This is a genomic window from Emergencia sp. (assembly GCF_048465375.1).
Taxonomy (GTDB): domain Bacteria; phylum Bacillota; class Clostridia; order Peptostreptococcales; family Anaerovoracaceae; genus Senimuribacter.
The window spans coordinates 74,676-99,415 of the sequence record NZ_DBFWLQ010000024.1 but is presented as its reverse complement, the minus strand read 5'-3'; the positions used below and the strand labels follow the sequence as shown (position 1 = coordinate 99,415).

Genomic DNA, 24,740 nt, shown 5'->3' with positions numbered 1-24,740 from the left:
ATCACCTTACCTTGCCGTCTTCGATGCGGATCATCCGGTCTGCCATCTGCGCGATCTCCTCGTTGTGAGTGACTACCACGATGGTCTGGCTGAATTTGGCAGCACTGGCTTTCAGGAGTCCCACTACCTCGATACCAGTCTTGGAATCCAGATTGCCAGTTGGTTCATCAGCCAATATGACGGCTGGTTTCATGGACAACGCCCTGGCAATGGCCACTCGCTGCTGCTGCCCTCCCGATAAGGTATTGGGCATGCTGTACAGCTTGTCTTTCAGCTTCAGGCTGTCCGTAATTTGATCGAAGAAGTTCAAATCCTGTCCCATGCCATCCAGCTTCAGGGGCAGCGTGATATTTTCGCTGACATTGAGAATGGGCAGCAAATTGTAATTCTGAAAGACAAAACCAATATTTCTTCTGCGAAACACGGTCAATTCTTCGCTCGTAAGGGTCGTCAGGTTTCTTCCTCTGACGATGATATCGCCGCTGGTGGGATCATCGAGACCGCCCAGCATATTGAGCAGCGTCGTCTTGCCGCTGCCCGAAGAACCGATAATTGCGATAAACTCGCCTTCTGCTATAGAAATATTAATGCCGTCTAAGGCTCTTACCTCACCAGATGGCGTTTGGTATATTTTTTTCAAATCAGTAGTTTTTAGCACTTCCATCTCTAACCTCCTATTACTTTATAAGTTCATCATAGCAGCTAAGACTCACAAGGTAGTTACAAACAAGAAAAAAAGGCGTGGCGTCTCGCACATGCCTTTAAGCTGGTAGAAAAACTGAAATTTTCACCCCCTGCTCCAGAGCAGAGGCTTTCATAAATCCCTGATGCTGCAGTACGATTTCTCTAGTCAGATATAATCCCAGGCCGAAACCCTCCTGGTTCGTTATCTTTTTTCCTCTATAGAACCGCTTAAAAATCAGATTTTCTTCACCTTTTTCGATGCCCATGCCAAAGTCCCTGACCGAAATTTCTGCGAACATTTCGTTACACCGTACCTCTATATCGATATATGAATTGGGGGATGAATACTTGATACTATTATCAAGGAGATTGAATACCGCCTCACTGAGCCAATTGACATCATGGGCAATCTGTAAGTTTTCATCCATTTGCAGCCTGATCATAATGCCTTTTTCTTCTGCGCCGGCCTCCGCCTGTAAGATACTTTTCAGCAATGTATCTTTGAGAGGGGCTGCTTCTTTCTTGATTTGAATGACCCTGCTCTCCAGTCTGGCCATTTTGATAAAACTCTCTGTGAGAAAACGGATTCTCTTTTCTGATGCGGCGATAGCTTCGATATATGACAGTTCCTGCTCTCTGCTGTTTCCTTCTTCCTCCAGCAGCTGCAGATACCCTTCCATGTTAGCAAGAGGATTACGCAGCTGGTGGGCGATTTCACTGATCAACCCTTTGATTTCATCTCTGTCTTTGGTCAGCTGCGCTTCCTGCCCTCTGATCTTGTCAGAAAGGCGCAAAATCTGATGCTCGACCTTTGACGGCAGTGTATCCTCGTCGCGCAGAATCTGATCAGCAGATTCGCCGCTGATGAGTTTCTCCAGAGCCTGAGAAAGGACTTCCATTTCTTTTTTCCGCTGAAACATTTTCCCCCTACTTTCCAAAAACATAACCCAGTCCAAAAACATTTTTGATGAAAATTGGATTTGCCGGATCCGGCTCTATCTTTTTCCGCAGTCTGCTCATCGTCACGTTGATCGTGTGTTCTTCCACAAAGGCGCCGCTCTGGTCCCATACCTGGTCCAAAATCAATTCCTTTGTTACCACCTGCCCCTTGTTTCTGATTAGAATCGCAAGTAACTGGTACTCTTTGGCAGTCAGCCTGATGTCCCTGCCCTGATAAGTCACCTGTCTGCTGTCCAAATCCACGGCCAAATCCATATAGTGAAACAGATTTTTCTCTTCTTCTGTCCTTCTGAGCACAGCTTCCACGTGTTTGAGCAACACCTTCATAGGAAATGGTTTTACCAGGTAATCGTCTGCACCCAGGTCAAAAGCGCGGATCATGTCCTCTTCTTCATCGCGGGCGGTGAGAAAAATGACTGGAATATGGTTGTACTCATGGGCCCGTCTGCATAAATCCAGCCCTTCGCCATCCGGGAGATTGATGTCGATGATCATCAGGTCGGGATGGTCATCAATCAGTAAAAGGCCTTCACCAAAAGAAAATGCCCGTTTCACTTCATATTCCGCTTTCACGAGAAACTGGTATAACGCCTCGTTAAACAACTGGTCGTCTTCTATCATTGCTATTTTTTTCATGTCACCCTCCTCTGCTTTCTATTGTATCACAAAGAAAAGGTTCGTGACAAGAAACTCAAAATATGCTACCCTGTAACCATAAGAGAAAGGAGCCTGACGAATGGGAAATAGAATTTGTGCATAGCGAAGGCTGCTAGCACGTAACGAAAAGAATAACAGTGGCCTTTGCTAATCCTGAAAAATTACATTTAGGAGGTGCACAATGGGCTATCAAAATCCGATCGACTTATTGCCGAAAGAACTGCTCGAACAATTACAGGAGTATGTAGAGGGGCAGATTATTTACATTCCAAAAAAGAAGGAAAACCGAAAACTATGGGGTGAAAACACCGATACGAAACAATTTTTCTCTTCTCGCAATCGTCAGATATACGTAGATTTTCAAAATGGAATGGACCTTGGGCAATTGTCAGAGAAGTATTTTCTCACGGAAAAGAGCATACAGCGAATTATAAAACAGCAAAAATGAGATAGAAAGATGTGCCATGACTTTTCAGGCACATCTTTGTTTGAAGAGAAAGTATGAGGTTTCAGAGTTATTTCCCAGTTGATATAATGATTTTGAAAGAGGAGGTATACACATGGCATATTTTAAGTACCAGGATAAAAATATTTATTTCGAGGAAATAGGTTCCGGTTTGCCGGTAATGCTGCTGCATGGAGATACGGCATCATCAAAAATGTTCGAACTACTGCTCCCTCTGTATCAAAATTCCTTCCAGGTGATTCTAATTGATTTTTTAGGCAACGGAAGATCAGACAGAGTAAGCGCATTTCCGGCGGATTTGTGGTTTTCCCAGGCCAAACAGGTCATTGCACTTCTGGAGTATCTGCATTACGACAAAGTCAATTTAATCGGTACAAGTGGCGGCGCGTGGGCAGCTGTCAATGCAGCCCTTGAACGTCCGAATCTGATCGGCAGCGTCATAGCGGACAGCTTTGACGGAAGAGCCCTCCCCGATGACTTTGCCAAGAATCTGCTTGCAGAGAGAGCCGCGGCTAAGGAAGATGATTTTTCAAAACAGTTCTATGAATGGTGTCAGGGAGAAGATTGGCAGTCTGTCGTGGATCTCAATACAGAGGCACTTGTGGAATGCGCTGATAAGAAGCTGCCCCTGTTTCAAAAGCCGTTAGAAAACTTAGAAGTCCCCATATTATTCACCGGAAGCCTTCAGGACGATATGTGTCGAGAGGATATGGCGGGCGAGTACAAGCAAATGGCAGAACTGGTGTCAAAAGGTAAAATACATCTGTTTTCTTCTGGAGGACATCCCGCCATGCTCACAAATGCAGAAGCTTTTCTCTCTTTGGCGGAGGAGTTTTTTATGACATAGGAGATCTGCAAGAAAATGAGTCCCAAATCCTGACTGATTATTGGATTTAGGGACTCATTTTGTGGTATATTATAAGGAGCGAATATTTTCATTTACGACTAGCGCCTAGCCGCGTAAAGCCCTCTCCCTGTTTGTAAAGCAAACAGCGGCAGGTTGCTTGCGGGGTGCTATAGCATAAGGAGGACAAGAATGATTCGAAAATTTGCGAGATTTTATAAACCACATAAAAAGCTATTCATCTTAGACATGGTCTGTGCATTCATCGTGGCATGCTGCGACCTGTTTTATCCCGTCATTGCAAAGAACATCATCAATGACTATGTACCCAATCAAAACATCCGGCTCTTTGTGACCTGGGCCGTCGTGCTTTTGGGTATCTATATATTGAAGGCCGTACTCAACTACATCATTCAGTATTGGGGCCATATCGTAGGTGTCAGAATTCAAGGGGATATGAGGCGGGAGCTGTTCCGCCATCTGCAAAAACTGCCATTTTCTTTCTTCGATGAGCACAAAACCGGTTCCGTCATGTCGAGGATGATCAACGACCTCTTCGAAGTGTCTGAGCTGGCCCACCACGGTCCTGAGAATCTATTTCTCTCACTGATCATTTTGATCGGCGCCTTTATCATGCTGGCACAAATCAACATCGCTTTGACTTGCATTACCTTTGCAGTGCTTCCGTTCATGCTCTTCTTCGCATTTAAAACAAAGAGGATGATGAACGCCGCTTTTACAGAAACCCGCGTGAAGACCGCTGAAATCAATGCCAATGTGGAAACCGCCATTGCGGGCATTCGCGTATCAAAGGCTTACACTGCTGCAAAACACGAAAACGAAAAGTTCGACCAGGTTAACGAAAATCTGAAACGCTCTCGAGCAGGAGCATACCGTGCAATGGGAATCTTCAACTCTGGTATGGGACTGTTCATGGATCTGCTCTATCTGGTGGTCTTATCTGCCGGCGGACTCTTTTTCTTCTACGGAAAAATCAACACAGGAGAATTCGCCGCCTATCTTTTATACATGACGATGTTCCTAAATCCAGTCAACAAGCTGGTTGCCTTCTATGAGCAATTGCAGGAGGGTATGACCGGCTTCAATCGATTTTGTGAGATTATGGACATGCCGGAAGAGGAGGAAGATGCAGAAAACCTTCTGGAACCTGACCACCTGGACGGCAACATCTGCTTTGAAAATGTAACCTTTAGCTACGAATCCAGCGACAATGGCGAAGATAAGCCACCTGTCATCAGCAATCTGACCATGGATATCAAGCAGGGAAAAACCTTGGCTCTGGTCGGTCCATCCGGCAGCGGCAAAACCACCATGTGCCATCTGATTCCTCGCTTTTACGACATCGACTCTGGCCATATCACCATAGACGGCATCGATATCAGCAATATCTCTCGCTATGCCCTGCGAAAAAACATCGGCATGGTGGCACAGGACGTCTTCCTGTTTAACGGGACCATTCGTGAGAACATCGCTTACGGCAATCTGGATGCCACTGATGAAGAAATCATTGAAGCAGCTAAGAAAGCCAACATTCACGACTATATTCTGACGATGGAAAACGGTTATGATACACAGGTCGGCGAGCGAGGAATCAAACTTTCCGGCGGCCAGAAGCAGCGAATCTCCATCGCCAGAGTCTTCCTCAAGAATCCACCGATCCTTATTTTGGACGAAGCGACTTCAGCCCTGGACAATGCGACAGAAATGCTCATTCAGCAGTCTCTTGAAGAACTGGGCCGCGGGCGTACTTCCATCATCGTCGCCCACAGGTTATCGACCATCAAAAGCGCTGATGAAATCATCGTTCTCACCAGCGAGGGCATCGCCGAACGGGGCAGCCATGAAGAACTGATCAAAGCAGGCGGCATGTACGCCGAGCTGTATCAATATCAGTTTAGGGACTAGGTAGTAACTGACGGCAGCCGCTGACCGCCGCTGTACAATAAGGTTAGGTTTTTTGGCGGTTGCAGACAAATCTCGCGTAACTATTTTCCCCAAAATTGATTATTGGTTATTTTTTATAAAGAATTGAGCGTATTTATTCTGTTAAAATCCAGAGAAAAGTAACCTATTCACTGAATTTCAGTATTTCAACACAGAAAAAGACCGGGTGCTCTGAAAAATCGATGCCGCCCGGTCTTTTTTCTTCTTAAAATCCTTTTCAGTTACGCGAGTAACGCTCCAGGAACCCAAAAAACCTAACTCTATTGTACAAATCACACGCAGTAGTCATCAATGAGTTTTCCGATGTCCAAAGTGTTGATCCGTCCATCCAAGTCATCGCAGGTGAATACTATGTCATCGTAGAGTCTGTATCCATTGGAAAAATACAACTCCATCTTCTCCAGAGCATCATTCCGATACTTCTCATCTACAAGGAGGCCCAAGTGCTCCAAAAGTAGAAACTTGTTCTGGCTCTTCACATAAATTCGAAAATCCGGTGGGACCGTTTTCCCTCCAATGTTAACTTCTTCTTCATAATGATATTCAATGTTTTTTATAAAAAGCAGGTTGGCAATCAATGCCTCTGACTTGGATCTAACCTTCTCTCCTTTTAAGGTCTTGTGCTTCAACCCTGCGGGAAATCCTTTATATTTACGATATGGCATGTTGCCCCATTTTTTACGGTTATGAATTCCCGACATAGAAAAACAGCATTCCGGCGGCGTCTTATAGGCTCTCTTTTCTTCTGCCATTACCGCCTCGGGGTCTACGCTTTTATATCCTTTCAGCAGTTGCTCCATCAATGCACAATTTTGATCAATACGTTTCATAGAATTTTCGATAAATCTGCGCTTCTGCAATTGTGCTACTTCTTTACAATCGGCCCTTCCTATATACGTTTTCTTTCCGTCCAAAACCTTATAGTAGTAAGTTTGATTTTTAATGATCGAGGTAGACAATCCCCCTGTGGGGAGACCTCGCAGCTGCTGCATATACTTTTTTCGCAGCAACTGCTGAAAGGCCAGATCTTCTTTTACATATAAATTGCTATTATACATCTCCATCCTCCTTTTCCATTATTTTACATTAGATGTATGGGGAATACAATAGCAATCAAAAACTCTGCAAATCTAATAAATAAATTGCAGAGTTTTGATCTCTTTTACTTCAAATGCGACGTATTATAGACAACGGAAAATCCATCGCAAGGATATTCACTGATTGTTTTTCCACCTTCTAAATAGGTATGACCGACAGCGACCTCTCTCTCCCCTGCGGTTTCGCCATGGAGGATATGCGCCAGTGCGTCGGCTGTTTCCTGCAGCTTATGCCAGTCAGCAATAAAGTCATTGTGGGAGCAGTACAGTTTTACGTCTTGTGGAATCGCTGCAGTGAGGCGTTTCATGGTCTCATAATATTGCTGCAGATTTCCGTGGCCGAATTCAGCGCAGTCAAAGTGGGCGTAGAGTGCCCCCAGATAGAAGGTATCCCCTGTAAAAAGAATCTTATTGGCCTCATCGTAGAGCATGATGCAGTCGTTGCTGTGTCCCGGTGTATGTAATACCTGTATTTTGCGATCACCCAGATCAAATTCTTCGCCGTCTGCAACGTATTCTGTTTCATAAGGCCTGATGTAAAAATTCTCCGCATCCAGGGTCTGCGGGTAACCGAACTGGAACATTTCTTCGTCTAATTGGGCGCCCAGGGCCTCCTTTGGCAGACCATTTTCAGCCACATGCTTTACATAGTCATCCTCAAAGACGTGAATCGGCTGAAACTCATGATTGGAGGCGATATGATCGAAATGGAAGTGACTGTTGAAGGCGATAATTTCTCCATCATACAGCTCTTCAATCAAAGGTTTGATCGGGCAAAAGCCTTCACCAGTATCCAGCAGCAGCGCGCGGCTTTCTCCCATGATGAGAAAGAAGTTTACCTCTTGAAAATGCTGGGGTTCACAGATGGCATATACGTTTTTCGGCAGCTTGTAAACCTGATACCATCCATAGTCTCTCTGTACCTGGACTCTTTCATACTTTTGATAATACGCTCTTGGATAATTTTTTAACCACGTCATAATTCATCTCTCCTTAAAATTTATTACATCCTTCTCAAAAATGCTTCATAGCCTTTTTTTGTCTCGTAGATATCCGCTTTGCTGGTCACTTCCCAAGGGGCGTGCATGTTAAGGACGGATACGCCGCAGTCGATGACATTCATGCCAAAGTGTGCCAGGATATAGGCGATGGTTCCCCCTCCGCCCATATCCACCTTGCCCAGCTCGGCAAACTGATAGTGGACTTTTGCATCGTCCATGATGGTTCTGATTCTGGCGATATACTCTGCGTTGGCATCGTTAGAATTGATTTTCCCTTTTGTTCCCGTATATTTGCTGAATGTCATGCCTCTTCCGGCAAAGGCTGCGTTCTTCTGCTCAAAGGCATCGGCAAAGAGGGGGTCGTAGGCTGCACTGACATCAGAGGACAGCATGTTGGAGCCCGCCAGCATTCTGCGCAGCTTCAGATCGCTGTAGGCGCCCATTCTATCCAGGAGCTCCGCTGCTGCGTTTTCAAAGAATCTGGATTCCATCCCCGTGGCACCCGTGCTGCCGACTTCTTCTTTGTCTGCCAAAATGCAGCAAGTCGTTTTTTCTACTTCTCTTACATCCAGCATGGCCTTGAGAGAGGTAAACGCGCAGACTCGGTCATCCTGACCGTAAGCCATGATCATGCTGCGGTCCAGGCCCGCCTCCCTGGCCTTTCCAGCTGGAACCACTTCCAGTTCGGCAGAGAAAAAATCTTCCTCTTCCATCTGATATTTTTCCTGCAAAAGCTTCAGGATGTTCGCCTTCACCCCATCCTCCGCTTCACCTGTCAGGGGCTTACTGCCAAACAGCACATCCAGGTTTTCTCCTTCGATGACCACAGACGCCTTCTTTTCCATCTGCTTTGCTGCAAGGTGAGGCAGCAGATCTGTGATTCCCACTACGGAATCATCATCCTCTTCACCGATGACAACATCAATTACCTGTCCGTCCTTTCTGACCACCACGCCGTGGATGGCCAAAGGCTGTGCTACCCATTGGTATTTCTTCACTCCGCCATAGTAGTGGGTATCCAGATATGCAAAGCCTGTGTCTTCGTATAAAGGATTCTGCTTCACATCCAGCCTGGGTGAATCGATGTGTGCACCTAAAATATTCATTCCCTCTTCTATATTTTTCTCACCCAGATGAAATAGGACCACCGCTTTTCCCATACAGACCGTATAAACCTTGTCTCCTGCTTTGAGAGTCTCACCGTCCTGTGCAATCTGTTTCAAATCCCTGTATCCGGCTGCTTCTGCCATGGAAACGGCCAGGGCGGCACACTCTCTTTCTGTCTTTCCTCTGTCCAGAAACGCTCTGTACTCCCTGCAAAGGGCTTCCAGCTGCAACAGTTCTCCTTCGTCATAACTTTGCCATGCACTAGCTCTTTCCATCTATTTTACTCCTTATATTCTTTTCCTGCAAAGAGAATAACCTTCTTTGCCAGGATTTCCATTGGGTCAGCAAACCAGCTGTTCAAATGTTCCTGCTCCTTAATCACCGATAGTTCTGTGCAAGCCAGCAAAACGCAGTCACAGTCTGCATTCCTATAATCTTCTTCTATTCGTTTCCAGCTCTGTCGATCATAAAACCTTCCTGCCTTTACCCGCTGGTAAATCTGATACATGATTTCCTTCTGAACCGATGCTTTTGGAATGTGTGGCTCTAAACCACAATCCGACAGAGCATGCTGATAAAGACCTGTTTCGATGGTTCCCTGGGTCGCCATAATGCCGATTTTTCCCTGGGGATAAAGGCTGCTCATTTCAAAGGCCGTTTCGCGGATCATGTGGATCACTGGAATGTCCAAAGCCTGCTCTATAGAATCCATGAAGAAATGCGCCGTATTACAGGTCACCGCCAAGGCCCTACAGCCGCTATCCTGCAAAAACAAGGCATCTTGCAGCATCTGCTCTCTGAGCTTTTCATCCTCTCCATTGACAATTGCGGCAGTCCGATCCGGCATGGAAGTATCACTGAGCAAAATCATTCTGATGTGCTCCTGGTCATAGCTGGCAGAGGTATGGGTTGTGACCATTTTATAAAAAAGTTCCGTGGCCATAGGTCCCATACCGCCGATAATTCCGATTGCTCCATCCATATCTATCTCCTAAAAATCCAACTCAATGCCCAGTCCCGGCTTTTCTGTCAATGTGAAAACGCCCCCCTGTCGGGTAAAACCGCCTGGGATGCCGTCGTCATCTCCTGGAAAAAACATAAAGCTGTCGCAGTCCGCTTCTACGATGGCCTTCTTCGCAGCTACCAAGCTGATACCCGCCGTCAAGCTGATTTTGTTCTCTTGCATACAGCCTACCATGCAGCCAACGCTGGCATCTTGGGCGATGTCTGCAATCTGCACGCCGTGATAAAGGCCGCCGCACTTCATCAGCTTGATATTATAATAATCTGCACATTGCAGCTTTATCGCCCTTTTGGCATCATAGGGAGAATGGATCGATTCATCCAGCATCAAAGCTACGGTCGTTTCATTTCTGCGTTTCAGCTGGGCCGCCCCATCAAAATCCCACCACGGCAGTGGCTGCTCCATGGCCTCGATTCCCAAAGCTTCCAGCTCTCTGCAGGCCTGTAACGCCGTTTCCATGTCGTATCCTTGATTGGCATCCACACGAATGCGTACCTCTTCCCCTACCTCTTTGCGAATCTGTCTCAGTGCTTCTATATCCTGCTGCAGATCAATACCGGTTTTCACTTTCAGAATGTGAAATCCCTTTTCTTTTACGTATTTTTTGGCTTCTGCACACATCTTTGCCGCTTCATCGATTCCGATTGTGATATCGTTATAGACCGCAGGGTCCGTTCCGCCCAGCAGTCGATAGAGGGGCAGTTCTTTCTTTTTGCCTATGATATCGTAAAGGGCTGTATCCATGGCACATTTTGCAGACCCATTTCCGTAGATCAGGCCGTCCATCAGAGCGTGAGCGCCCTTGATGTCCATCGGGTCGCAGCCAATCAGCGCCTCTGCAAACATCTTCAGAACCAGATAACAGGTATCCATGGTTTCTCCCGTCACAAAGGCCAGCGGTGCCGCTGAACCAAGACCATAAATCCCCTCATCGGTCATCACTTTCACCGTCCAGCTTTCGCTATCGGTGATCAGTCCGAAGGCCACCTGAAAAGGCTCGGTAAAGGGAATAGAAAACTTTTCTATTTGTATATTGGTTATCTTCATCGTCATACCTCACACTAAATTATCGCTTAAAACAAAAAAGAAAAAGCGGAGCACTTCATACCAGTCCTCATGGGTAAACGCCACGATATGACTTCCCTTTTGAACCGCACCTGGATAAAAAGAAGCTCCTCTGGCCCGCAGGTGATTACGAAAACAGATTTCTGTCCGAAAAACTTCTGACATCTTTGGAAAACACTTATCCTTAGGAATGGACAGAGCCCTTTGGGCCGCCTGCCTGATTTCTTCGGCTACGGTACGGGGATGTCTGCTGCAGGAGGCGTTTCCTGTATAAGTAGTGGCAATCACTGTCTCTGCCGCTGGAATTTTCTCTTTCATAAATTCACAAATTCCTGCATCACCAGTAACGAGAAGCGTTGGAATCCCCACATAGGCCGCCGTCAAGCTGTTGATATAGGCCTCTCCTGCGATTTCTCCGTTTATTTTTACCCAGCAGTTCTTAGAATTGTTCGTATGGGCCAGAGGACTAGTATCCATCCCCCCTGCACTGTGACAGCCGGTCAGAAAGACACCGTCAAAGTCTGGCTCGATGCCGAACATCATGTGGTAAGGATGAAGCCCCCAGCCTCTGATCAGCTCTGTATCTTCAGGCAGTTGATCTGGCAAAACATTGTTCCCTGCTCCGTGGGAGTCCTTTATTATAATCCGCTCTGCGCCTGCTTCTTTCGCACCACAACAGGCGGCGGTGATTTCCCTGGTCATCTGCTCTGCAAAATATCCATGGTAAAGAGGCTCGCTTTTTTTCAGCTCCAAGGGATTTTGAATGTTTGCAGTGCCTTCGATATCTGCACAGATAAAAATCTTACTCATGGTTCCTCCTTTCCCCTTTCGTTATAACAGATCCCGGCTTTTCTCCTGTCAAAGCACCATGGCGAAATACAATTTTTCCGCCTACCAGTACGGTGTCAATGCCGCAGCTGACTTTGCACGGTTCTAAAATCGTCGCCTGATCCCGTATCTCTTTTGGGTCAAAGATGGTGATATCAGCGTCCATTCCGTCAGCAAGCAGCCCCTTTCCTTCGATCTGAAAGGTCTTAGCCGGCAGAGATGTCATGCGGCGGACCATCTCTTCAAGTGGCACCAGTCTTTCATCCCGTGTAAATAAGGCGATGCTCCGGGGAAAGGTGCCAAAGGTGCGTGGATGGCCGCCATCTGAGGGAGAATCAATTGCGCCGTCGCTGCCAATCATGACCCTGGAATCCTGTAAAATTCTTCGCATGTCCTCCTCGCTGATTTCTTCAAACATGGCACCCACTTCCCCCTTATTTTGCAGAAGCAGTTCAAAGAAAGCATCAAAGCCCTCATAACCGTGGGCTTTCCCCCACTGAGCTACACTTTGCCCGATTGCATCCTTTGTCACAGCACAAGCAGCCACAATCATTTTTTCAAAACTGCCGCAGGACTGATAGATATTATCGAAGCCATCGTCGTGTTCTAACCGTTCTCTGACAACTTCACGCCCTTTGCGGCTGTCAATCAGCGTCAAAGCTTTCTCTATACCGCCATCCATCAAATCTGGCGGCAGACAGAAAATCAGCTGTGTGCCAGAGGCCGTGTAAGGATATGCATCTGCGGAAATCTGTACGCCGTCTCTGGCCGCCTGATCCAGCATCTTGAGAATCTCCCCGGAGAGGCCGAAGTTTTTCAGGCCGCAGACTTTTAAATGAGAGATATGTACTTGGCAGCCCGTCTCTTTGCCGAGCCAGATCACTTCCTTTACGGAATCCACAATATGTCTTCCCTCATCCCGCATATGGGTGGCATAAATCCCACCGTATTTCTTCAAAACTTTGCAAAGCCGGTACAGTTCCTCTTTTTTCGCATAGGCTCCCGGCGGATAGGCCAGTCCTGTGCTCATGCCAAAGGCACCGTTTAAGAGAGCCTCCTTTAACATTTCCATCATATCCTTCATTTCCTCTTGAGACGGTTCCCTCTGCGCAGCACCCATAGCCGATTGCCGCAGAGTCTCATGACCGACAAAAAATCCGACATTTTCCGCTGCAGAAATGGTCTTCATATAATCCCGATACTTGGCAAAGGAGGTATGCTCACGCAAAGGCCGCTCAGGGTAGTTAGAAAGGCCGATGGCATCTGCCACCTCTTCCATCCGCTCCTGGCAAAGAGGGAAAGCCGACAAACCGCACTGCCCGCCCAGATGGGTAGTAATCCCTTGAGAAACCTTCGCCAGGGAATTGCAGGAACGACCGTAAGGAAAGTCCCCGTGGGAATGGGTGTCAATAAAACCTGGGGAAACCCAAAGTCCGCTTCCGTCAATCATTTCTTTTGCAGCAGCGCAAATGCCAGATTCCAACAGATAGACCTGTCCATCCTTACAGGCCACGTCCAGTGTTTTTGCCGCCGCACCTGTGCCGTCTGCTACCATTCCATTCTTAATCAATACATCGTACATTTGTCTCTTCCTTCCCATTTTATCTGCGTACAAACTCGATTGGCCTCTCTAAATCCACTTCAAACCAGACCCTTAACCCTCTTTGTGGGCAAAATTCGGCTCTGGTTAAAAGCGGCCGATTCGGCCTGCCGATGTCCAGCAGATAGGTATTTCCATAACTGTGAGTCAAGGGATAATCCCAGCCGCCGTATTTGATATGCAGCCGATCCGCTGTCTGACATACGTGTAGGCTGCCATAACCACTGTTTTCATATTCTCCTGAGAAAAGCGAGGGCTCTGGCACAGGCTCATTTTTTCTCTCTGCATCGGTGCGCAGAATTTCCTCGTTATGTGCCTCATAGGCCTTATCCGTGTTCCGCTGATTTTCAGCATATCGCTCTTCCCAGTTCACATAAGGCAGTCCCAGCACCGCATCAAAGAGGTGATGGGCCACAGAATGAGTGAGAAAACTCTGCTCTAAATTGGACAGCAATACAACCCCTGTCCGCTCATAGGGCAGAAAGGACATATAGGAGGTGAAACCATACAGACTGCCCGCGTGGCAGAAACAGAGATTCCCTCGATATGGCTGAATAGTCCATCCCAGGCCATAACAGGCGACCGGCATCTCCGGCCATTTATAGTCGTATCCGCACCAGTCGATGGTGTGAGTAGCAAAAATTTGCTTTCGCATCTGTTCAGAAATCAGTCCCTCACCCTTCTTCGTCTTATGTTCTGTCAAAAATCCCATGTATGCAGCCATGTCTGCCAAGGTGGAGTTCACATTGCCCGCACCAGAGAGGCTGTCGTTATGGAAACTGCGTGTTTCAACCACAGCACCGTCTTTCAAACGAATATAAGGCTTCGCCCTGTTGTCAGTGTCCAGCATATCCTGTGTGCAGGCGGAACTATCTTTCATCCCTATGGGTTGAAAAAGCCGTTCTTTGAGAAATTCGCCATAAGGCTTTCCCGATAAACGCTCGATAATCAGGCTGCAGGCCATGTACATCAGATTGATGTATTCAAACCGACTGCGAAACTGCCGATTCATAGGCAGCAATTCGATTCTGCCCACCAGCTCCTCCAGAGATTCCTTCTCTTCACCGATTTGGAAGGTGAGCCGATCATGCCTGGGAAGTCCCGTCATATGGGTAAGCAGATCGCGAACTGTAGCATGTTCACCTGCATAGCTGTCCTCCAGCCCGAATTCCGGCAAATACGTCTTGACTGGTGCTTTAAAACCGAGCTTCCCCTCATCTGCCAGCATGCCCATGCAGAGGGCTGTCATCGACTTTGTCAAGGAACAGATCGGATACCTGGTATGTAAATCTGGTTTCCTGCCAGTTGACAGATCCGCAGTGCCAAGAGTTCCAGTGTGAATCAGCCTTCCTCTTTCAATGAGAGCATAACAAAGGCTGGGAACACCAAATCGTTCCATCTGCTCTGCCGCATAGTGATCAATTGCTTCTAAATTCATCTTTTTCACCTGTTTCTATCTGTTCGCAGGAAATCTCCGCAGAAAAGGGTTCCTTGCCAAGAAATACGATGTAGCCTTTTTTAGTCAGGGGGAAAACACGGTCACGGCGTTCATCGTAATAGGGCAGCAGATCTTCATCAAAGAGAAGGATCTTTACATGCTGCGGCTTATAGACCGTGATGCAGCAACCTGCATCAGTGCGAAAGGCGGGATTCTTTTGCGGCTCGCAAGAGCTGATCGTCTGAGATGTCAGTTTCGGCAGTCTGTCGGTATCGATGTAGTGCACACCGCCATCGTAGAGGATTTCAACACCAGACTCCAGTTCAATAAAAGGCGCAAAGGTATCTCTGCAGCCAAGACCTCCCTCTCCGTCCAGCACGTAATCTGTCTCCCAGTCGCCAGCAGGTATAGCTGGCATCATCCGAAAACCGCCTGCCTCCTTTGCACAGAAGAGAATCATAGTCTTTTCCAATTCACTTTCTGCATCCTCGGCGCGATAAAGGGTGATCCCATTGACCATATCACCGATATCCAGATCGCAGGGATGTCCGTTGCAGATGAGATAAGACTTGCCGATTCGTTGTTCCCAGCTGGTTTTGCTTTTGCTTTTTGCTGGCAGAGCATCTTTCCCCTGGAATTTTTGAGCCAGAACCAGATCTGCCCCGTGCCATTTCATCATCAAATCCACAGCTTTTCTTCTCTCCTTAAAAGAAAAGTCCTCACCGCTCTCTGCAAAGGATTTCCAGCCGGCTGGTGTAAATTCATCGACAGTAAAATCCTCTTCCTTTGAGGAAACCCGGTACAGACCTCTGTTTCCAAAATACAGTCCAGCGATTTCCTTTTGTTGTTCAGCCTTTGATCGAACCTCCTCCTTTGATACGTCGATTCCATTGCTTTTGAGGAAAGCCGCGGCAATCGCAAAAACCGCCTCAGAGGGGATCATTTCAGTATCTTTTGTGGCGGAGATGGCTGCCGACAGTTCATACTGGGGACTGACCAGCAGATAGGAGGCAAATTGACTTGTACCGCCGCTCTTGCCCAAAGTCCCTGGTCCAAAATCATAGCTGCCTGTAACGAGGGAGACCGTATCCCAGCCTAATCCATAGTTCAGAGACTGGGGATTTCCCGTAATTGATTTTCCCTGCGGAGAGGTCATCTCACTGCTCTTTTCTGCCGTAAACATCGCTCCAAACTTAGCGCAGTCGGTGAGATTGGTCACGATTCCGCCTGATCCGACACAAGCCAGGTATTCCAGTGGGCAGCCTTCTTCTCTGACCAACTTCCCTGGCAAGTCTTCTGACCCGCATCCTGTTGAGTCTGCACCCAGGGGTTCTAAAATTACCCGCCTGAGATAGCTGCCGTAAGGCTCCCTTGTTATCTCCTCAATGGCAAAGGCGGCCAGATCAAAACCGTCATTGCAGTAGACGGAAAAGCTGCCCGGGTCGGCCTTTAATCGTCCTCGAGACAGGTATTCAAAAAACGCAGCTTTAAATTCATCGTAGAGAAATTCCGTCTGAAAGGCCAGCTTCATTCCCGTTCCCGGCAGCCCTGACGAATGATTGAGGCACATACGAAAGGTAATATCACGATAGCGGTGGTCTGCCATATGAAACCTGGGAAGAACTTGACTCACCTTCGTGTCCAGTGTGATTTTCTTTTCCTCTGCCAGCTTCATTATTGCAGCCGCGCAGTAGACTTTTGATACGGAGCCCACATTAAACCTGTCACTGATCTCTGCTTGCACGTCTTGGCCGCCTGCCGCGGCGGCTGCCGCAAGTTTTCCTTTATAATAAATGGCTGCGCTGACTTCCGTTCCGCCGCAGCGAATGCTGTCGCTTAAAATCTGTTGCAACTGTTCCTGAAACATATCTTCTCCTTGTCAATTTTCGGTCTGTACACAAGCGACCTGGTGGCCTCCTCCTATGTCCCTTAACGTAACATCTGCTGTCATGCATCTTTCTGTGCGGTACGGGCAGCGAGCTGCAAAGCGGCAGCCAGGCGCCGGATCGATGGGACTGGTCACTTCGCCGTGAATCACATCGCGCAGACGTCCTCTTTCATTTAGATTCGGTTTTAAGACGGCAGAAAGAAGGGCCTTGGTATAGGGATGCTGAGGATTTTGAAATAATTCGGCTGTCGGTGCCTTCTCCACACATTGACCCAGATATAAAACAGCAATCTCATCGGAGATGTGTTTTACTGCACTGAGATTGTGCGTGATAAATAAATAAGTCAGCCCCATTTCTTCTTGCAGATCCATCAGCAAGTTTAGAATCTGTGCTTGAATCGATACATCCAGAGCGGATACGGGCTCATCACAGACGATGAATTTTGGCTCCAGAGACAGAGCGCGAGCAATGCCGATTCTCTGTCTGCGGCCGCCGTCCAGTTCGTGGGGATAGCTGTAAGCCAGACGTTCTGCCAGCCCTACCGTATCCATCAGTTCATAGGCTTTGGTGTAGATATCGGACTTGGAACACTCCTTTTTATTCACTAGCAAAGGCTCGGCAATGAGGTCCAGAACACACTTTCTGGGGTCCAGACTGGAAAAAGGATCTTGAAAAATGATCTGTATGCTCTTACGCAAATCTTTCAGCCCTTTCTTGGACAATTTGCAGATGTCCTTGCCCTGAAAGAAAATTTCTCCTTCTGTAGGTTCTGTCAATCTGAGAATCGTCCGTCCCAAAGTGGATTTTCCGCATCCCGACTCTCCAACAATACCCAGAGTCGTTCCTTCTGTGACCTGTAGATTGATGTCATCCACTGCATGGAGACTTCCCTTAGATGTTTTGAAATACTTTTTCAGATGTACGGTTTCAAGCAATGGGCTACTCATTTTTTCATCTCCTTTTTCTCACTAAATAAATGGCAGCGAATCATATGGGTACCGGCTGCATACTGCGACGGTTTTTCGGTTCTGCAGATTTTCATGCAGTTCCTGCATCTGGGATGAAATTTACACCCCTCTGGCAGTTCCACAGGGTCCGGCATCAAGCCCTCTATAGGATGCAGCCTTCGCTCTTCCCTGTCTATATCGGGGATCGAGCCAAAAAGTCCGTCTGTGTAAGGATGTCTTTTTTCACTGAGGAAAAGATCATCCACAGTGCCCGATTCAATAATCTCTCCTGCATACATTACAGCAACCTCATCGCACATTTCTGCGACAACGCCTAAGTCGTGGGTGATCAAAACCATGGACATGTCCAGCTTCTGCTTCAAATCCTGCATCATGGATAAAACCTGGGCCTGTATGGTAACATCCAGGGCTGTGGTCGGTTCGTCTGCGATGAGCAGCTCCGGCTCACAGGCCAGAGCCACAGAAATTCCCACTCTCTGCTTCATGCCGCCAGAGAACTGGTGAGGATATTCATTTTTTCTGGAGCTTGGGATTCCAACCAGTTCCAGGATCTCATCCACCCGCTTTTCCACGCTCTCCTGCTCTTTGCCATTTGACTGGTGAAGGCGAATGGCCTCCGCTATCTGTTTCCCCACTGGAATGACAGGATTGAGAGACGTCATGGGATCTTGAAAAATCATGGAGATGCGTTCCCCTCGAATCGCTCTCATATCGGCTTCTGTCATGGAAAGGAGATCCTCGCCGTCAAAGAGAATCGAACCACTGGTGATTTTTCCTGTTCTCTCTGGCAACAGTCTGAGTACAGAAAGTGCCGTTGTGGATTTTCCCGCTCCAGTTTCTCCCACAATTCCCAGTACGTCTCCCTTTTTAACAGAAAAGGCCACATCATTCACCGCTTTGACTTCTCCGCTTTCTGTGCGATATACCACATGTAAGTCTTTTATCTCTAACATCGATTTTTTCATACTATCATCCTCAATCCTTTAATCTTGGGTCAATTGCATCTCTCAGTCCATCTCCCAGCAAATTCAGGGATAAAGCTGCCAATACGATGGCGAGTCCTGGGAAAAAGACGAGAGTCGGCTGATTCATCATAAAATCTTTGGCATCGGAAAGCATCGCCCCCCATTCCGGCTGTGGCGGCTGTACGCCCATGCCCAGAAAGCTGAGTCCTGCGATGGAAAGAATGGTCCCTGCCACATTCATGGTAGCCTCAACAACAATGGGACCAATCACATTGGGAAGGATGTGGGAAGTGATGATCTGAAAGTCATTCATCCCCCCTGCCCGTGCTGCTTCTATGTACTCTTCTCCGATGACGGTAAAGACGTAGGATCTGATAATTCGCGTAAAGGCCGGAACCGAAGCGATGGTAGCCGCAATGACCAAGTTCTGAAGGCTGGTTCCCAGAGCCGCAATAATCGCCAGTGTCAGCAAAATGGACGGAATGCACATCAGCATATCCGCGATACGCATGATTACACTCTCAATCAGTCCGCCGTAATAGGCCGCCGCTGCACCGAGGAAGCCCCCAATAGAAAGGGCGATCACCGTGATCCCCAGTCCCAATGCTAAAGAGACTCTCGTGCCGTATACGATTCTGGCAAACACATCTCTGCCCAGATAATCGGTTCCAAACCAGTGCTCTGCGCTGGGACTTGCCAGTCTGTCCCGTCCTCTGCCCAGGGCATCTGCATCGTAATCGACGATGACGTCAGCGAAGATGGCTAGCAGAAGGAAGACGATGAGGATGGTCAGACCGATCATGGCCAGCTTGTTTTTCCTCATTCTGTGCCAGATTTCACGAGCCTGACTTTTCCGCTTTCTCTTTTCTGTTTTCGTAGTCTGTATTGTATTCATGGTGTCCTCCTATTTCACGTATTGCGCTTTCACTCTCGGGTCAATGAATGCATAGAAAAGATCCATCAGCAAGAGAATCAGACAGAATAAGACGGCGAGAAAGATAACAGATGCCATGACCAACGGAATATCTTTCATTCGGATTGCATCTACAATCAAAGTACCCAGTCCCGGGAGACTGAACACCGATTCGATTACAATGGTACCGCCCAGCATTCCTCCAAACTGGATTCCCAAAGAAGTGATCACTGGAAGAAGGGCGTTTTTAAGAGCGTGATGGAAAATAACCCGTTTTTCACTGGCCCCTTTAGCCCTGGCCGTTCTGATATAGTCCTGCCTGATGGTCTCCAGCATCATGGTACGGGTGATGCGCACAATCAGCGCCGATCCAGTGATACATAAAGTCAGTGTGGGCAGCACATAATTTTCCCAGGAGCCTGTGCCACTAGGCGGCAGCCACCCCAGCTCCAGAGAAAATACCAGCATCAGCATCAAACCCAGCCAGAAGGATGGAATTCCTGCCATAAAGAGGGCTAAGGTGGTACTGCATCCATCTATGAAGGAATACTGTTTCACCGCTGACAAGATTCCAATGGGAATGCCGACGATGGCCGCAGAAATGACACTGAGGAAGGCGATAATCACAGTCGTCGGAAACCTTGGAAATATTTCATCAAAGACTGGTCTTTGTGTATTATAGGATACGCCAAAATCTCCGTGCAGGGCATCGACGATGTAATCAAAAAAGCGGACTAAAAAGGGATTGTTAAATCCAAGTTCTTCATTTAGCTGATTGATCGCCTCCGGCGTAGCGGACTGGCCGAGAATCAGTTTTCCCGGTGTGCCCGGTGTCAGAGATAAAATCGTATATACGATAAACATGACACCTAATACTGTCGGTATTAAAAGCAACAATCGCTTCCATACATATTTGGTCATTGCAGTTCTCCTCTCGAAAAACGAAAGGCTGAAATGATGATTTTCAGCTTCAGAATCATTTCAGCCCTTTCGTTTAGATTAATTCCAGTGCATATCATAGACAAATTGAACGGACGGTTCCAGCACATCAATTTTCAGATTTTTATTATAAGCATAGATATTTATTGGAACGTATACTGGTATATAAGCAGCATCTTTTCCGATCAGGTTAAAAACTTCCGCATATAGTTTCAGACGTTCTTTCTGGTCTGTAGTTGCTTTTGCCTGAGCAAAGAGCTTGTCTGCCTTCGGATTGTTATAACGAGCGGTATTCATACCGTCAATCTGATCAGAGGTGAAAAGAATGGAATAGGAATCCGCATCTCGCAAAAGACTGATCTGACACCAGGCGATTTCATAATCACCAAAATCGGTTTCATCATAGAACTTGTTCTGTTCTAAGATCTCAATTTCCACTTCCAGTCCGATTTCGGAAAGACACTGCTGCAGAGCTTCTGCTGCATTCTTGCCATCGCCCTCAGGAATCTTAATGGTTCCGATTTTCATCGGCGTTTTGATGCTGGCTTTCTTTAACAGCTCCCTGGCCTTATCTGGATCATAAGTGTAGGTCTGATCGATTTCATCTGAGTAACCGAATACAGAAGGCGGCAGCATGACCGAGGTAATCTTTGACAGGCCATTAGTCTCAACTTCTGCGATATACTCTCTGTCGATAGCATAATTGATTGCCTGTCTTACAATTGGGTCGTTAAAAGGAGCGACTTCATTATTGACTGCAAAATAGTAGAGGCTGTTTGCACTCCAGTCGGCCACAGTCAGGGTCGGCTCATTCATCACTTCATCATAAGATGCTCTGGCAAAACTTCCCGCATCCACATCTCCAGTGCGAAGATTTACTGTAGCCGTGTTATCATCGGTGATAATTTGGTAGTTCACATCTTTGATTCTCGCAGCGCCGCGGTAATAGTCGTCGAATCTGGTCAACTTGACTTCTACACCAGCCTTGTAGGAGACAAATTTGTATGGGCCTGTTCCCACTGGATGATCAGCGTAGGACTTGCCTGCTTCTTTCACCGTCTTTTCATTGACAATCATGATGATCTGGATTTTCTCCAGGAAAGACGCATCCACATCAGTCAGGTGGACTGTAACTGTATTCTCGTCAACCGCCTCAGCATAGTCCACAGAGTCTACATAAGCAGAGGTGTACGGGGAATCCTGTGCCCGTTCAATGGAATAAACCACGTCGCTGGCCTTGAGTGCTTCCCCATTGTGGAATTTCACGTCTTTTGCCAATTTAAAGGTATAGGTCTTTTCATCGTCCGATACCTTATAGCTTTCTGCTAAGCGCGGCTCCACCTCAAATTCCTCGTTCATATGAATCAGAGAGTCATAGATCTGGAACATAACTGTGTTGGCACTGCTCGTAGAGGTACTGACTGGATCAAAGGTCTTCGGATCAGATTTCAGGCTGATCACAACATCGTCTCTTTCAGAGGCTTCTCCGCCGCCGTCTCCAGAGGAGCTGCCGTTCTTACATCCGGCAAAGGCTCCTACCATACACAGAGCCAGCAATAATACAATGATTTTTTTCACAATTTCAACCTCCTAATTAATTATCACAATTTTTCGTTTTTTTAACTTGATCAAATCATAGCACATCGGTTTGTACTTGGTGTGTACCTGGTTTTCTTTTTTATTGCTTTTTTATAGGAACTATTGTAATTTTTGTGGATTTTGGTAAACTGAATTCAGAATGTTACGATTTGAGAAAGGGAGAAATATGAATACTGTACTAGTCGTCGACGATGAAAAGAAATTCAGAGAACTGATCAGTCTATATCTGCGCTCAGAAGGGCTCAATGTCCTGGAAGCAGCAGATGGAGCCTCTGCCATAGAAATATTCCAATCTAAAAATCCAGACCTGATCGTCCTTGATGTCATGCTGCCAGATCTAAGTGGATTTGATGTCTGCAAAAAAATACGTCAGACTTCAGACGTGCCCATTCTATTTCTCTCCGCTTTAGAAGATGAAGGCTATCATATCGTGGGGTACCATGCCGGCGCCGATGACTATCTGGTAAAGCCATTTCAATCCTCTATCTTTGCCTTAAAGGTAAAGCGAATGCTGGCCAGAGCCAACCATGAACAGTCTGCCCACACCTTGCAGTTTTCTGATATTCTTCTCAATTTGGATGCCTACACCTGTACTGTACACGAGAAGGCTGTGGAACTGACACCAAAAGAATTTGCTCTTCTCCGTGAACTGATGGAAAACATCGGACGAGTCTTGACAAGAGAATACCTTTTGGAAGAAATATGGGGCATGGACTATGTGGGCGATATCAGGGCTGTAGATACTTTGATTAAGAAAACCCGCAAAAAAATAGGCGACAAGGCGCCTTTAATCAAAACCGTAATTTCCGTGGGCTACAAAATGGAGGAATCCCTATGAGAAAATCCATTACGATGAAGATCTTTGCAGTAGTGACTGGCTTATTTCTCGTGATTCTGGCGGTACAGTGGATTTTTATCAGTAGCTTTTTTGATCGTCTCTATATCAAGAATATCAATGCAAACATCTATTCCAGTCTGGACGAAGTAACTGAGGGTTTTCATGAAGCTGGTTCAGAGACGTACTACAGACCCTTTGAGGAATATTCATTATCAACCGGTTCTCCTGTTTTGGCGCTAAGGGATGACTTCAAGTTTGCAGACACTGGCTTTTTCAATAAGCTGACCACCCTCAGAGTGCAATGCGACGAAAGTGGAGAAATCTACACCATTCCGGTCTTCTATCTGACACAGCTGGATGAAGATGTGCTGCCCTCCATCAAACACGGTACCAAAATCCAGGCCAAGTTAGTCCAGGTAGGAAATAGCGACCTCTACGAACCCCTCCTGTTGACCATAGAAGGCGTTCCCTATTCCAATCGCAGCAGCATGCATGAATACACCGTCTCTAACAGGGACGTTAATATCATCAAATGCAATGCTGAAGTTCTCTCCTTCAGGGACTATTCTTCAAACCCTTCCACGCAGAATCAACGGGCAGAATTGATCTATGAACATGTCAAGGACTGTCTGATTGCCAAAAGCAGTCTGGCAGACTTTATGTCCAAGAAAACCGGAAAATCTGAGGAGCTGAACGGCTCTTCTTATTATTTTATTTCCACATCTGCAGCGAGAGATGGAATCCACTATTATTTTTTGACACTGCACAACATTATCGTTACTGGCTATGAGAGCGCCTATCTGGGCGATATCTTCAAAGGTTCTTTTGTTGTTCTTGCCGTTATCTTGATGGCTGGCGCCTATATTTTAGCACGTCAGATCTCTAGGCCGATGCAAAATCTCAACTCTGTGACCGACAAAATCGCCCATCTGGATTTCAGTGAAAAAGCCACTTATGAAGGGAAAGACGAAATCGGTCAGCTTTCCCAGAATATCAATACCATGGCCTCCAGCCTGGAAAGCGCACTGCAGGAGCTTCAGGCAGCCAATCAAAACTTAGCAATCGCCTCTGAAAATGCAAGAAGCAACGAAGAACGGATGAAAAAGCTGCTGGGTGATGTCTCCCATGAATTCAAAACACCTTTGGCTTTGATCGGCGGTTATGCCGACGTCCTTCGGCGCGGCATTAATGAGCAGGAGCCAGATTACTATCTGGACATCATCATAGATGAAACGGCCAACCTGACCGATATGGTCAATGAAGCCATTGAGCTGACAAGGATACAGTCTGGATATTGGAGCATCCATATGGGCGAATACTCATCGAAGGATATGGTGGTTTCTGTTTTAGACCGTTTCTCCCGCCGGCTGGAAAATTTGGGATTTACAGTGGAGACACAGCTCTGCGACGTCATGGTATCAGCAGATGCGCACCGCATTGATCAGGTTCTTTCCAATTTTATCAGCAACGCGATCAAATACGGAGATGCTCGTCATCTGCTTTCTATCCGCATGGAAGAAAAAGATAAAAGCCTGACCATCTCTGTTGAAAACAGCGGCACAATCAGTGAGGACATCCTGCAGAAGATATGGAATCGTGACTTTTCCATTGATGAACACACCCAGGCGCGTCTTCCAAGTCAGGGAATCGGTCTGGATATTGTAAAGAGCATTCTGGATGCCCATCATAGTCACTATACTGTATCACAGAATGAAGCAATGGTCTGCTTTTCTTTTACACTGCCCGTTATTCAGTAAGTTGCATGTCCATCTGGTTATGCAAAACCTGATATTTTACAGTTCAATTTTAATTTGGCTCCAGTATTTGCTTCGATTTGCATAATATGCTGCCTCTGCGTTATGCAAAAGCTAGGTAAAATCACTGCCTAAATGA

The 24,740-nt window shown here is 46.8% G+C and carries 22 protein-coding genes; 5 read left to right on the top strand and 17 right to left on the bottom strand.

Features of this window, described 5'->3' with window-relative positions; translation table 11 throughout:
- Position 1 precedes the first annotated feature (1 nt).
- The 3 genes from ACMQ5W_RS15585 to ACMQ5W_RS15575 all read right to left on the bottom strand — a co-directional run bounded on the left by ACMQ5W_RS15585 (position 2) and on the right by ACMQ5W_RS15575 (position 2,280).
- Positions 2-664, bottom strand: a complete 663-nt coding sequence (locus ACMQ5W_RS15585) for an ABC transporter ATP-binding protein (protein WP_419025974.1) — start codon at positions 662-664, stop codon at positions 2-4.
- A 97-nt stretch (positions 665-761) separates the two neighbouring features.
- On the bottom strand, positions 762-1,604 hold the full coding sequence (locus ACMQ5W_RS15580; protein WP_419025973.1) for a sensor histidine kinase: 843 nt from the start codon (positions 1,602-1,604) through the stop codon (positions 762-764).
- Positions 1,605-1,611: 7 nt separating this feature from the next.
- Complete coding sequence (locus ACMQ5W_RS15575) at positions 1,612-2,280, bottom strand: response regulator transcription factor (protein WP_419025972.1); 669 nt, start codon at positions 2,278-2,280, stop codon at positions 1,612-1,614.
- A gap of 202 nt (positions 2,281-2,482) precedes the next feature.
- Here ACMQ5W_RS15575 and ACMQ5W_RS15570 point away from each other — a divergent pair, with 202 nt between their 5' ends.
- The 3 genes from ACMQ5W_RS15570 to ACMQ5W_RS15560 all read left to right on the top strand — a co-directional run bounded on the left by ACMQ5W_RS15570 (position 2,483) and on the right by ACMQ5W_RS15560 (position 5,537).
- Entirely contained in the window at positions 2,483-2,749 is a 267-nt protein-coding gene (locus tag ACMQ5W_RS15570; protein ID WP_419025971.1) for a CD3324 family protein, read from the top strand.
- A 112-nt stretch (positions 2,750-2,861) separates the two neighbouring features.
- The gene (locus ACMQ5W_RS15565; RefSeq protein ID WP_419025970.1) at positions 2,862-3,614 is read left to right on the top strand and encodes an alpha/beta fold hydrolase; all 753 of its coding nucleotides are present in this window, start codon (positions 2,862-2,864) and stop codon (positions 3,612-3,614) included.
- A 189-nt stretch (positions 3,615-3,803) separates the two neighbouring features.
- Positions 3,804-5,537 carry an ABC transporter ATP-binding protein gene (locus ACMQ5W_RS15560; protein WP_419025969.1) on the top strand — a complete coding sequence of 578 codons (1,734 nt, stop codon included), beginning with the start codon at positions 3,804-3,806 and terminating at the stop codon, positions 5,535-5,537.
- 311 nt (positions 5,538-5,848) lie between these two features.
- On the opposite strand, the gene ACMQ5W_RS15555 is transcribed toward ACMQ5W_RS15560, so the two are convergent.
- The 14 genes from ACMQ5W_RS15555 to ACMQ5W_RS15490 form a co-directional block, all read right to left on the bottom strand.
- Positions 5,849-6,634, bottom strand: coding sequence for a hypothetical protein (locus ACMQ5W_RS15555; protein ID WP_419025968.1), 786 nt, complete (start codon positions 6,632-6,634; stop codon positions 5,849-5,851).
- A gap of 104 nt (positions 6,635-6,738) precedes the next feature.
- A complete protein-coding gene (locus ACMQ5W_RS15550) occupies positions 6,739-7,653 on the bottom strand; it encodes an MBL fold metallo-hydrolase (RefSeq protein ID WP_419025967.1) in 915 nt (304 codons plus the stop codon).
- A gap of 23 nt (positions 7,654-7,676) precedes the next feature.
- Positions 7,677-9,056, bottom strand: a complete 1,380-nt coding sequence (locus ACMQ5W_RS15545) for an aminopeptidase (RefSeq protein ID WP_419025966.1) — start codon at positions 9,054-9,056, stop codon at positions 7,677-7,679.
- 5 nt (positions 9,057-9,061) lie between these two features.
- Complete coding sequence (locus ACMQ5W_RS15540) at positions 9,062-9,763, bottom strand: aspartate/glutamate racemase family protein (RefSeq protein ID WP_419025965.1); 702 nt, start codon at positions 9,761-9,763, stop codon at positions 9,062-9,064.
- Between the two features lie 9 nt (positions 9,764-9,772).
- The gene (locus ACMQ5W_RS15535; RefSeq protein ID WP_419025964.1) at positions 9,773-10,852 is read right to left on the bottom strand and encodes a mandelate racemase/muconate lactonizing enzyme family protein; all 1,080 of its coding nucleotides are present in this window, start codon (positions 10,850-10,852) and stop codon (positions 9,773-9,775) included.
- A gap of 9 nt (positions 10,853-10,861) precedes the next feature.
- The gene (locus ACMQ5W_RS15530; protein ID WP_419025963.1) at positions 10,862-11,680 is read right to left on the bottom strand and encodes a M55 family metallopeptidase; all 819 of its coding nucleotides are present in this window, start codon (positions 11,678-11,680) and stop codon (positions 10,862-10,864) included.
- Positions 11,673-13,280 (bottom strand): N-acyl-D-amino-acid deacylase family protein, encoded by a 1,608-nt coding sequence (locus ACMQ5W_RS15525; protein WP_419025962.1) that lies wholly within the window; start codon positions 13,278-13,280, stop codon positions 11,673-11,675. The genes ACMQ5W_RS15530 and ACMQ5W_RS15525 overlap by 8 nt, the downstream gene beginning before the upstream one ends.
- A 19-nt stretch (positions 13,281-13,299) precedes the next feature.
- On the bottom strand, positions 13,300-14,736 hold the full coding sequence (locus ACMQ5W_RS15520; RefSeq protein WP_419025961.1) for a serine hydrolase domain-containing protein: 1,437 nt from the start codon (positions 14,734-14,736) through the stop codon (positions 13,300-13,302).
- Positions 14,717-16,603 (bottom strand): serine hydrolase domain-containing protein, encoded by a 1,887-nt coding sequence (locus ACMQ5W_RS15515; protein WP_419025960.1) that lies wholly within the window; start codon positions 16,601-16,603, stop codon positions 14,717-14,719. Before ACMQ5W_RS15515 ends, ACMQ5W_RS15520 begins: the two co-directional genes overlap by 20 nt.
- A gap of 12 nt (positions 16,604-16,615) precedes the next feature.
- The gene (locus tag ACMQ5W_RS15510; protein ID WP_419025959.1) at positions 16,616-17,572 is read right to left on the bottom strand and encodes an ABC transporter ATP-binding protein; all 957 of its coding nucleotides are present in this window, start codon (positions 17,570-17,572) and stop codon (positions 16,616-16,618) included.
- Positions 17,569-18,558, bottom strand: a complete 990-nt coding sequence (locus tag ACMQ5W_RS15505) for an ABC transporter ATP-binding protein (protein ID WP_419025958.1) — start codon at positions 18,556-18,558, stop codon at positions 17,569-17,571. The genes ACMQ5W_RS15510 and ACMQ5W_RS15505 overlap by 4 nt, the downstream gene beginning before the upstream one ends.
- Positions 18,559-18,568: 10 nt before the next feature.
- Entirely contained in the window at positions 18,569-19,453 is an 885-nt protein-coding gene (locus ACMQ5W_RS15500) for an ABC transporter permease (protein ID WP_419025957.1), read from the bottom strand.
- A 9-nt stretch (positions 19,454-19,462) separates the two neighbouring features.
- A complete protein-coding gene (locus ACMQ5W_RS15495; protein ID WP_419025956.1) occupies positions 19,463-20,392 on the bottom strand; it encodes an ABC transporter permease in 930 nt (309 codons plus the stop codon).
- 78 nt (positions 20,393-20,470) lie between these two features.
- Positions 20,471-21,988, bottom strand: a complete 1,518-nt coding sequence (locus ACMQ5W_RS15490; protein WP_419025955.1) for an ABC transporter substrate-binding protein — start codon at positions 21,986-21,988, stop codon at positions 20,471-20,473.
- Positions 21,989-22,175: 187 nt separating this feature from the next.
- Between ACMQ5W_RS15490 and ACMQ5W_RS15485 the strand changes: the two genes are divergently transcribed.
- On the top strand, positions 22,176-22,847 hold the full coding sequence (locus ACMQ5W_RS15485) for a response regulator transcription factor (RefSeq protein WP_419025954.1): 672 nt from the start codon (positions 22,176-22,178) through the stop codon (positions 22,845-22,847).
- Entirely contained in the window at positions 22,844-24,604 is a 1,761-nt protein-coding gene (locus tag ACMQ5W_RS15480; RefSeq protein WP_419025953.1) for a histidine kinase dimerization/phospho-acceptor domain-containing protein, read from the top strand. Before ACMQ5W_RS15485 ends, ACMQ5W_RS15480 begins: the two co-directional genes overlap by 4 nt.
- The last annotated feature ends 136 nt before the right edge of the window (positions 24,605-24,740 follow it).